The organism is Pseudomonas sp. SMN11, from assembly GCF_052041945.1.
Classification (GTDB): domain Bacteria; phylum Pseudomonadota; class Gammaproteobacteria; order Pseudomonadales; family Pseudomonadaceae; genus Aquipseudomonas.
On record NZ_JBKGGW010000070.1, the window covers coordinates 1 to 8,907 of the forward strand.

General features: G+C 51.3%; 14 protein-coding genes. 12 read left to right on the top strand and 2 right to left on the bottom strand.

Features of this window, described 5'->3' with window-relative positions:
- The first annotated feature begins 81 nt into the window (after positions 1-81).
- Entirely contained in the window at positions 82-312 is a 231-nt protein-coding gene (locus tag ACLEJU_RS28330) for a hypothetical protein (RefSeq protein ID WP_435425531.1), read from the top strand.
- A 455-nt stretch (positions 313-767) separates the two neighbouring features.
- Here the strand turns inward: ACLEJU_RS28330 and ACLEJU_RS28335 are convergent, their stop codons facing one another.
- On the bottom strand, positions 768-1,211 hold the full coding sequence (locus ACLEJU_RS28335) for a helix-turn-helix domain-containing protein (protein WP_435425532.1): 444 nt from the start codon (positions 1,209-1,211) through the stop codon (positions 768-770).
- A gap of 45 nt (positions 1,212-1,256) precedes the next feature.
- On the opposite strand from ACLEJU_RS28335, the gene ACLEJU_RS28340 reads away from it, so the two are divergent.
- From ACLEJU_RS28340 to ACLEJU_RS28390, 11 genes are all read left to right on the top strand, one after another.
- Positions 1,257-2,387, top strand: coding sequence for a phage/plasmid replication domain-containing protein (locus ACLEJU_RS28340; protein WP_435425533.1), 1,131 nt, complete (start codon positions 1,257-1,259; stop codon positions 2,385-2,387).
- Positions 2,384-2,614, top strand: a complete 231-nt coding sequence (locus ACLEJU_RS28345) for a hypothetical protein (RefSeq protein ID WP_435425534.1) — start codon at positions 2,384-2,386, stop codon at positions 2,612-2,614. Before ACLEJU_RS28340 ends, ACLEJU_RS28345 begins: the two co-directional genes overlap by 4 nt.
- A gap of 104 nt (positions 2,615-2,718) precedes the next feature.
- Complete coding sequence (locus tag ACLEJU_RS28350) at positions 2,719-3,000, top strand: propanediol utilization protein (RefSeq protein ID WP_435425535.1); 282 nt, start codon at positions 2,719-2,721, stop codon at positions 2,998-3,000.
- 2 nt (positions 3,001-3,002) lie between these two features.
- Positions 3,003-3,239, top strand: coding sequence for a hypothetical protein (locus tag ACLEJU_RS28355; RefSeq protein ID WP_435425536.1), 237 nt, complete (start codon positions 3,003-3,005; stop codon positions 3,237-3,239).
- A 46-nt stretch (positions 3,240-3,285) separates the two neighbouring features.
- The gene (locus tag ACLEJU_RS28360) at positions 3,286-3,510 is read left to right on the top strand and encodes a hypothetical protein (protein WP_435425537.1); all 225 of its coding nucleotides are present in this window, start codon (positions 3,286-3,288) and stop codon (positions 3,508-3,510) included.
- A 157-nt stretch (positions 3,511-3,667) separates the two neighbouring features.
- Positions 3,668-4,933 carry a hypothetical protein gene (locus ACLEJU_RS28365; RefSeq protein WP_435425538.1) on the top strand — a complete coding sequence of 422 codons (1,266 nt, stop codon included), beginning with the start codon at positions 3,668-3,670 and terminating at the stop codon, positions 4,931-4,933.
- 8 nt (positions 4,934-4,941) lie between these two features.
- A complete protein-coding gene (locus tag ACLEJU_RS28370) occupies positions 4,942-5,229 on the top strand; it encodes a DUF2523 family protein (protein WP_435425539.1) in 288 nt (95 codons plus the stop codon).
- Positions 5,229-6,305 carry a zonular occludens toxin family protein gene (locus tag ACLEJU_RS28375; RefSeq protein ID WP_435425540.1) on the top strand — a complete coding sequence of 359 codons (1,077 nt, stop codon included), beginning with the start codon at positions 5,229-5,231 and terminating at the stop codon, positions 6,303-6,305. Before ACLEJU_RS28370 ends, ACLEJU_RS28375 begins: the two co-directional genes overlap by 1 nt.
- Positions 6,302-7,522, top strand: coding sequence for a type II secretion system protein GspD (locus tag ACLEJU_RS28380; RefSeq protein WP_435425541.1), 1,221 nt, complete (start codon positions 6,302-6,304; stop codon positions 7,520-7,522). Before ACLEJU_RS28375 ends, ACLEJU_RS28380 begins: the two co-directional genes overlap by 4 nt.
- Before the next feature lie 244 nt (positions 7,523-7,766).
- Complete coding sequence (locus ACLEJU_RS28385; RefSeq protein WP_435425542.1) at positions 7,767-8,030, top strand: HigA family addiction module antitoxin; 264 nt, start codon at positions 7,767-7,769, stop codon at positions 8,028-8,030.
- Positions 8,031-8,249: 219 nt separating this feature from the next.
- Positions 8,250-8,582, top strand: a complete 333-nt coding sequence (locus ACLEJU_RS28390; protein ID WP_435425543.1) for a hypothetical protein — start codon at positions 8,250-8,252, stop codon at positions 8,580-8,582.
- Between the two features lie 45 nt (positions 8,583-8,627).
- On the opposite strand, the gene ACLEJU_RS28395 is transcribed toward ACLEJU_RS28390, so the two are convergent.
- Positions 8,628-8,819, bottom strand: coding sequence for an AbrB/MazE/SpoVT family DNA-binding domain-containing protein (locus ACLEJU_RS28395; protein WP_435425544.1), 192 nt, complete (start codon positions 8,817-8,819; stop codon positions 8,628-8,630).
- Positions 8,820-8,907: the final 88 nt, after the last annotated feature.

Here is an 8,907-nt window from a genome sequence, read left to right on the forward strand (position 1 = left end):
TGCGCATAATGAACCGACGTTACGTTGAGCCGGCTGCGGAAACTAGCTACGCTCCGCGGCTGGTTTAATGTAACGTCGATTATGCGAACCACCCTCGAAATCCCCTCGCACCTGGTCAAACTGGCCACCCTCTATGCGCCTTCGCGCGAGCCGCTTGACGCGGTTTGCCACGTCCTCGATGACTACCCAAAGATCGTTGCTGAGCTGCGCCAGGCGCGCTCTAGGCTACTCCAGATCGACCGAGAATCAGCCGACCTCGATGCTCGTTTAGAGGCCCTGCAGGACGCTTGCAAAGCCATCCTTGATCTTTGATTCAGCCCTAACAGGGAGAGATTCCGGCTGTGCGTTTTCGCGTCCGCGAAAATTAGCCGTCGCTACGGTTCAAACAGGGAGAGATTGCGGCTATGAACTTGGCCGCGCTCAATAATTGCCATTTTTATTTGATAATCAGGGAGAGATTGCGGTAGGAAGTCGATAGGGCAGGTATTAGTCTGGACACTCAATTTAGCCACTAAATCGAGTTAGGTCGTCGCAGATGCCTGCATGTTCCCTAAGCAAAGCACCAGATAACAAACGCCTCATTAGTCACGGAAATGTACATTTACGTGACCAATGCCCAATGGGGAGAGATTCCGGCTATACGTTTTCGCGCCCGCGAAAAACGCCTGTTCGCCCTGGTGCAATCAGGGAGAAATTCCGGCTTTCCGGCCGAGCCGGGTGGGGGTGCTGTTACACCCCCACTTTACCGAAGACATCTTCGGTTTCGACTACTTCAGCGCTTCCTGTTCGAAGCCGTACAGCACACCTTTCAGGGCTATACGTGCCTGATTCCTGAGCTCCGGGGGTAATTGGTCGAATCTTTTTAAGATGGGCTTAAGGTCCTCGGATACCGTCATTTCTTCCTCGCCTAGCAGCAGCTCGTCGGTTGTGACGCCCAAGACTTTAGCCAGCTCAACGACCTTTTCAGCGGATGGCATTTGCGATCCGGCTTCGTAGGACGTGTAGCTCGACTTCGCGATACCCGCAGGGCCCCAGACTTGGGGTTGTGTGAGGCCCCGAGCTTTCCTGAATTTCTTCAGGTTCTCACTGAAAACCATGGTCCGCTCGCTCTGGCTCTTCATAGTGCCTAGATCGTAAATACTGTTCAAATGTCCAGTTCCGTTATCCCGGTATTGAATTGCTTGCTTTATGGCATGTTGAATGGTTAGCATACCGGCATTCGCTTACCGGTATTCCGGTATTGACAAGGAATTGTGATGTTTATTGATTGGTTAACGGTATCGCAGGAGCATCAGCATGATCTGCCGATCGTTGGCCATGTCATGTGCCTCACTGTGGATGTGACCACTGACGAGGTTTTGAGCACCAAATCCCCGCGTTTTGTACATCGAGAAAGCTACTCAACGTCCGTCACCATTCATGTCTCCGGCCGCAATGTGCGAGTTGATGGAAACCCAAGCAGAGTAGGGCGGCTGGACAACCTTTTCGGCTTCGCAACTATTGATCAGTGCATCTCGGTCTATAACGCTTTGCTTGCTCAATACGGTCTGCCTCCTTTCACGCGGTGCAGCGAAGTGTTGCTTCGTGATGGTGCGTCAGGTGGTAAAGCCGGTGATTTGGTTGCTGACGGTGCAGTGATTCACCGTATTGACTTGACTTCGAACGTTGCAGTTGGTGAGGGCAATGCTCTTGCTTACTTACGTGGTGTTTCTTCTCAGCGTATCGAACACAGCATTGGCTTTTTGTATCCGAATGGCAGAACAGTTGCCTGGACGCCAAAGGGTAATGGGAAGGGCGGTCGGCTCCAGTATAGAAAGGCTTATGACAAGGCTTTTGAGATGGATCAGAACCTGCTCCCAAAGATTAAGCGCGAATTTGGTGAAAACTCCGATGAGTTTAAGTATGTAGTCCAGGTTCGTGATTACTGCGCCGCAAATGGCGTAGTTCGTATGGAACAAGAGCTAAAAGCAGAATTTTTGAAGCGCAAAGGGCTGGCCTATTGGGGTCTTTTTAAAGAAGCCCGCTTTATTGAAATACACAAAGAATTTCTTGCCATAGACGAACGAATGAAGGTGACGGCCATGGATATGATGACCATTGCAGATAAGTTGCTTGAGGAACAAGTTGTATCTAGCAGGCAGTCTGCTAATGCTACTGCTGCTCAGGCTATGCTTTGGATGCACGGAAGCGCTCATGGCCTGTCTAAGCGGGCTTTTGAAACTCATGCTGCTCGTTTGAATCAGATCGGCATCAATATTCGGAACGCTTGTGATACGTCTCGTTTTGCACCTGTCTTTGTCCGGCAGTGTCGGGAAGTCACCAAAGCTGCCCTGCCAATTCCTACTTGGTATCGTCGGCCTAACCATCTTCAACAGGTGGCCGCATGAAAACCTTCAACTTTGTTGGCTCGCACCTTTCATCTCGGCAGCGTCAAATGCTTGAGCAGCAGCAGCGTGTTAAAGCCTTTATGAGCCCTGTGCTAAATGATCAAGTCATGCAGGTAATTCAAGTCCTGGACGCTCGTAAAGAGCAGGGCGCCAAGCCTGAAAAACAGTGGTTCTTGGTTAGCGAGGAACATGGCACCACTTCCATTGCTGAGTGGCTTGGTTACTAACACGCTATTTGTTCAGGCGAAATCCTGAAATTCCTGTGCCCAGTTGGGCATATCGTAAGCCCGGCACCGTCCCAGGCTTTCCAACATTGAGAGAGGGCAATACTGTGTCTAACACTATTCTTGTTGAAGTAACCGGCAATCATCGTAGTGGTACTGCTGCGAAAAGTGGTAAGCCTTATTGCATGTTTGAGGCTTATGTTCACCTGCCTAATGTTCCTTATCCGCAGAAAGCTTCTTTCTACGCAGAGATGCCTAATCAGGTCCCGCCAGTTGGCACCTACGAATGCGACATTATTGCTGACGTGCGCGATGGGCGCTTGAGCTTTGATGTAGACCCGCGTCAAGGGCGTCGGGTTAACTCCGCCCAAGCACCTAAGGCAAGTTAACCATGGCGGTTTGCACGAATGTAGATGCAAACGGCTTTGTGATTGTCACTCAAGAAACACCATGCACCTCCTTTGTTTTGTTAACACCTTCTGAGTTTTCCGCTGTTCAAGCTGCAGCTGCGCCATTTGACTATGCTCAGGCATTCGCTTTCTGGTCTTTTGCCTTTGGTACAACTCTGCTTTTTTGGCTGACTGCTCGTGGTGTTGGCACGATCTTAAACCTCATACGTCGTCGATGAGGGAAGCCGTGCCGGCCGGATGCCGGTTTTTGTTAGGATAACTACGATGAAAGTTAAAAACGCTCTCTCCACTGCTGTTTTCACTGCCGCCATTGTCGGTGTCACTGCGTCGCAGACCGCGTCTGCAGCAATTGACCTGACCGAAATTACCGGTGCCTTCACCGCCGCAGATGTGGTTGCGGGCATTCTGGCAATCGGTGCTGTCTTGGCCACTATCTATGCCACCTCTAAAGCAGCGAGCATGGTCCTCGGCATGATTCGCGGTCGTTAATAACGACTGATTAAAGGGCGTTGCCTTGGCGCGCCCTTTTTTTTCGCCTATAGGAAGTTGAAATAGTGACAACCAATGACGCTTGGTACTTGCTCATGTTCGTCTTTGGCCTTCTTTGCGCCTGGGCGGCAATCACTGGATATGCGGATAATGATTTATGAAAAAGTTAGCTTTCTTGTTCTTTGCTAAAAAGGCTTTGCTTTTTGCTCTGCTACTTACTCCATTGTTCGCCTCTGCAGCCCCGGCATTTTCGCAAAAGTTTGGTAATGCTATAGGCGGCGTTTTGGAACAGAAGGCTCTTAAGAGAGGCTTTGCCGCCAATGATCCGCGCTTTAATGCAACTCTTGCCGCTGTTGGCTCGGCACTCACTATTGCTGCTGGAGGTGCGGTGGCTGCAGCAGGTGCGCCGCTGTGGCTTACTATCGCGGTGGGTGCTGTTACTAGTGCTGCGATTTCGCTCGCTGCAGACTCTATTTATAAGTGGATTTTTGAGGATGACGGAACTGTCACCGTCGAAGGTGGTGGTTCTCCTGCTATTGATCCAGGCTTAGAAGCAGGCAAATGTTATACCTGGCCTGGTGAACCGCAGATCTGCACTGGCAGCGCGGAGGCTGTTTGTGGGCACCTCAGCGGCTCAGGAGGCTCTACCACGTTGGTTTGGGGCTCGTCATGGACCGGCAATCCTGGCTGTGTTGATCCTAACCCAAATTGCGGTCCTATCAGTGCATCGGATTGCCCATACGGGTATCCGACGACTCAGCCAGGTACTCCGGTAGCCGAACCAGGTGACGGTGATTTAACCCGAGTGCCCGCCGAGATTGCAGCGGCTTCAATTCCCGCTGATACCCTAAACTCGCCGGTCAACCCTCAAATAGTTGCTGACGCCGCCAATAAATATTGGCAGGAAGCTGCATCTCAGGCTGGCTATCAAGGCTTGCCGTATTCTTACACTGATCCTGTTACTTCTGCTGATGTGCAAGCATGGCAACAGGCTAATCCAAGCTCTTATCCGACTGTGGCTGACGCTGTAGCATCGCCTATTAATCCCTCTACGGGTTCTGTTCCTGTTTCTACTCCTGGTCAGGTCACGAATCCTACCCCTGGTATCCCAACTGCACCTGAGGGGTCGCCTCCGCTTGATTTGGGAATTGATCCTGGAATTGGCTCTCCTAACCTGGAGGACACTCCAACAGGGGCTCAGGTTCTTGCACCCATTACAAATTTGATGCCTGACTTAAAAAACTTCCAAGTACCAGCGCACCAGGGCGAGTGCCCAAAGCCTGAGTTTGATATTGCGGTCTTACATACTCGTGTCCGCATGGATGCTCAATGCACGCTATTCGAGGAGGTTCGCGGGCCTCTTTACAATGGCAGTTTGGTTGCCTGGATAATTGCAGCCCTGTTTATCGTCCTTTCGGCCTGAGGTGAATTATGTTTGGCATATTGCTCTCCGCTGGTAATGCGCTACTGGGCTGGCTTGTTCGCGGCGTCCTGGTCAAATTTGTTGTAATGATTGCGCTTTATTGGATTGTAGCTGAGCTGGTTTCAGTTATGGCTTCATGGCTGCCGACCGGTGCCGGCCTTACTTCTGCATTTTCGGGTCTTGGTGCTGCTACTTGGTACTTTCTTGACTTGTTTGCCTTTTCTAATGGTGCTCCATTGCTGATAGCGGCATTGGTGACGCGCTTCCTGATTCGACGAATCCCGGTAATTGGCTAATGCCTATTAATGCCTATACCGGCCTAATGGGGTCGGGCAAAAGTTTTGAATGTGTCGTTTCCGTTATAGTGCCTGCGGTTGCTAAAGGTCGCCGCGTGGTTACTAACGTTGATGGTATCGACTCAGATGCGATCCGTGCATATATCCATGAAAAGCAGGGCATCGCTATGGACAAGCTCGGGGAAGTTGTTCATTGCACCAATGACGATGTATTTAAGCCTGAGTTCCTTCCTCACGGCACAGAGGTCCATACTTTTGTTCAGCCCGGCGACTTGGTTTGCATTGATGAGGCTTGGCGGTTTTGGGGGACTGATCAGAAGATCTGTACAGAGCACAAGATTTTTTTCCGTGAGCATCGCCATTATGCACACCCAGTAACCGGTGTTACGTGCGATCTGGTATTGATGGTTCAGGACATTAGCGACCTGAATCGAACCCTTAAACTTGTCGTTGAACTCTCGTTTCGCACGACAAAGATCAAATCCCTAGGCCTTCATAAGATTTATCGCGTTGAAATGTGGGAGGGCTGGAAGCAAACAGCCAAAGCCCGCGTAGACGTTATGAACAAGAAATATGATCCTGAGATTTTTCCTCTCTATTCCTCTTATGCCGGCGGTACAGGTAATGAGGTGCAGGTGGATGATCGGCAGAACATTTTGAAAAACCCGAAGGTTTGGGTATTCCTGTTTATGATTGTATTTGGTGGTATTGGCTCCGTTTGGGGTGTTCTGCATTTTTTCAATCGGGGCACTTCTCCCGCAACTATCTCAGAGCAACCTGCAGGTTCGACTTCTGTCAGTCGTGTATCTGCGCCTGCAGCGCAGCCAGCAATTGCTTCTGCGCGCTTTTCAAGCGATTGGCGCATCGCTGGCCAGATCGTTGTAGACGGTCAGCGGCAGGTCGTTTTGGTAAACAGCGATGGTGTCCTTCGCTATGAACATCCGAGTAATTTCCGTAACTCAGGCCGTGTGATGACTGGCGAACTTGATGGCCAGCGAGTTAGTACATTCAGTGGTTCTAAGCCTTCGGCGTCGGCCACCCAATCTGTTCAACTTCCAGGTGGTGCTGCGCCATGATCCGGTTATTTTTGCTGTGTTTAATGTCTTTTCCCGTCCTTGCCGCCGATAAACAGGCTCCTTACCAGTTCGATTTGAATGGAGTTCCGATTGGCCAGGTCGCTCAGATTTTCTATGCAGATGCATTTAAGAAGCCCTTCATGCTCTCGCCTGAAGTCCTCGAGGATCGACGTGCTGTATCTTTGCGGGTCGAGGGTACAGCCGCCCAGGTGCGCGCCGACTTCGTTCGACTTCTTGATGCCTTCGGCTATTCGGTTATTCAGCGAAATGGTGTCGAAACGGTCATGCCCAAAAAAGAACCGGCGCCTGCACCTGGTGAGTATTTCCTATATCGACCGCTTTATCGGGATGTGGCCTATCTGGCAGAGACTCTTTCGCCTTTGTTCCAGGGCAAATTCAGTGTGGATCGCGGCATTTCTGTTCCAGGGCAAACCCCGGCTAGCGGCTCTGCGCCGCGAGGATCAGCGGCGAGCTTGCTCAGTCGAGATGCTGACCAGCTCGTTTTTGTAGGCAGCAAGGCAGAGATTGCAAACCTTCGATCGTTGTTGCCGCAGGTGGATGTTGAGCTAGGTGAGGTGATGTTGCGCAGTGCTGTTTATGAGGTTCAAACCGGCGACCGCGACGGATCGGCTTTCTCGTTGGCCGCATCGCTGCTCAAGGGCAAAGTTTCTATCAATTTGGCCGGCAATCCACTCGATAACTCAGTGAGTATCAGCACGGGCGATTTCAACGCGGTGCTCTCGGCCTTATCCTCAGATTCGCGATTCAAGGTAGTCAGTCAGCCGAGCTTGCGTGTGCGCTCAGGAAAAGAGGCAACCATCAATGTCGGTGCCGAGGTGCCGGTGCTAGGTGCTTTGTCTTATCCGCAAGGTGCTGGGCAGGCCGTTCAATCGGTTGAATACCGTAGCTCTGGAGTGATTTTCACCATCACGCCACAGGTCCGCGCGGCGGTCGTTGATTTGACTGTTGATCAGCAGCTTTCCAATTTTGTTCAGACCACTACGGGCGTTAATAACAGCCCGACGCTGACTAAGCGTCAGTTAACGACCAATGTGCAAATGCGAAACTCTGAGGTAGTCATGCTTGGCGGACTGACCGAGGAAAAAACGTCAGAAACACAAACAGGGCTGTCCTTTTTGCCCTCGATCTTCCGTTCAACGGTGACCGAATCGAGCAAGTCTGAAATCCTCCTGGTTATCCAGATGGTCCGCATCTGAGTCTTCCGCAGCGGTTGTTTAACTTGAGGTCGTGAAGGGTAGGGCAGCTTGCTGCGCTGCCGTTCATGACCCGACAAGCGCAGCGCGTCAGCTACTTTTTCAAGGCAGACAATCATTCGTGTGATAATCAGGGCAGTGCCGGGGAGGGCACGCCCGCAGTGCGTCAGCACGAGGACGTGCCGTCACTGGCATTGCTGAGGCTGAGTCACTCGACTGAGCAAACTGTCACTAGAGGACCATGCAGATGCCTATGTTTAAACCTTCGCATCCAGGCGAGCTGCTTCGCGAAGACATTGTGCCTGCGCTCAAGTCCGAAAAGGGTATTGTCGGTGTTAGCGAATTCGCTGAACGTCTCGGCTGTTCGCGGTCGCACTTATCCAACATCCTGCAAGAAAAATCACCGATCACAGCTGAGTTTGCTGCTTGCCTGGAGCTTGCAGGGTTAGGGATTGCGCAGAATTGGCTGGCCATGCAAGCGGCGTACGACCAAGCAAAAGCCATTGCCTGATATAACTAAACTAAATGAATATTTAGTTTAGTTATTCCTTAAGCGAATATTATAAGGGCAGGGTAACTCATCTGCAGGACTAGGGAAAGCCCAGCTCCTACCCAAAAATCACGGTATGTATAGCGGCCTGGTTGCAACCGAATCTGCGACGATCTGCGGCATAATGATGCTGGCTTCCGGCCATCCTCGGAAGCTCAACGACCATTCATGGAGAGAGTTATGGAGTTAACGCAGGTTAGAGATTTCAACCTGGTGGTAGGCAAAATCTTCACTTACTTGGCTAGTACATTCCCAAAGGCTGTCGATATTGATGCCTCATCTGTAGGGATTGAAGTCGTCAGTGGCTGGGTTACAGGTCCATCAGGTCTTTCGGAGATGAATCCTCCAAGTGAAGACGAATCGTTCTTCGGGCACTGTGTTCATTGGCTGATCGCTGAAGGTTACGTGCGCGTTGATAAGAGCTGGAACGTCTCGTTCCGTGAAGCCGTTCTGACGCAGAAGGCATTGATCCTCACGGGCCTTGAACCTAGCGTTATCAAGCTCAACGCCTAGTCAGAGTCTTGTGCCGGGCCCCAATATCAGGGCCTGGCATCAGTCTTATGACCGAATAGGTGTCAGGGTTATCGTGCCGTCAGGCTGTTTTTCAATGGTCAGCGTGTCACCAACAACAAGACCAATTTCATTGAGCAGGTCATCCGGCAACGGCACGAACATGTCACCAGTGCCGTCTGCAGCGTCTTGGCAGGTCACAGTCCATCGTTGGTTTTCAGCACCTGGTGTGTCGTTCATGATTTCGATCCCAAATGGTCAAAGCCAGATAGTGCCTGTGAGCCTGTTGAAAAGCAGCCTGCTCGGCCCCGGTAGCTCCATACGAAGG

Excerpts from the sequence above, each read along its gene's own strand:
- ACLEJU_RS28360 (WP_435425537.1), top strand. The coding sequence starts at position 3,286 with ATGAAAGTTAAAAACGCTCTCTCCACTGCTGTTTTCACTGCCGCCATT.
- ACLEJU_RS28340 (WP_435425533.1), top strand. The coding sequence starts at position 1,257 with ATGTTTATTGATTGGTTAACGGTATCGCAGGAGCATCAGCATGATCTG.
- ACLEJU_RS28330 (WP_435425531.1), top strand. The coding sequence starts at position 82 with ATGCGAACCACCCTCGAAATCCCCTCGCACCTGGTCAAACTGGCCACC.
- ACLEJU_RS28370 (WP_435425539.1), top strand. The coding sequence starts at position 4,942 with ATGTTTGGCATATTGCTCTCCGCTGGTAATGCGCTACTGGGCTGGCTT.
- ACLEJU_RS28390 (WP_435425543.1), top strand. The coding sequence starts at position 8,250 with ATGGAGTTAACGCAGGTTAGAGATTTCAACCTGGTGGTAGGCAAAATC.
- ACLEJU_RS28335 (WP_435425532.1), bottom strand. The coding sequence starts at position 1,211 with ATGCTAACCATTCAACATGCCATAAAGCAAGCAATTCAATACCGGGAT.
- ACLEJU_RS28385 (WP_435425542.1), top strand. The coding sequence starts at position 7,767 with ATGCCTATGTTTAAACCTTCGCATCCAGGCGAGCTGCTTCGCGAAGAC.
- ACLEJU_RS28345 (WP_435425534.1), top strand. The coding sequence starts at position 2,384 with ATGAAAACCTTCAACTTTGTTGGCTCGCACCTTTCATCTCGGCAGCGT.
- ACLEJU_RS28355 (WP_435425536.1), top strand. The coding sequence starts at position 3,003 with ATGGCGGTTTGCACGAATGTAGATGCAAACGGCTTTGTGATTGTCACT.
- ACLEJU_RS28380 (WP_435425541.1), top strand. The coding sequence starts at position 6,302 with ATGATCCGGTTATTTTTGCTGTGTTTAATGTCTTTTCCCGTCCTTGCC.
- ACLEJU_RS28365 (WP_435425538.1), top strand. The coding sequence starts at position 3,668 with ATGAAAAAGTTAGCTTTCTTGTTCTTTGCTAAAAAGGCTTTGCTTTTT.
- ACLEJU_RS28395 (WP_435425544.1), bottom strand. The coding sequence starts at position 8,819 with ATGAACGACACACCAGGTGCTGAAAACCAACGATGGACTGTGACCTGC.
- ACLEJU_RS28375 (WP_435425540.1), top strand. The coding sequence starts at position 5,229 with ATGCCTATTAATGCCTATACCGGCCTAATGGGGTCGGGCAAAAGTTTT.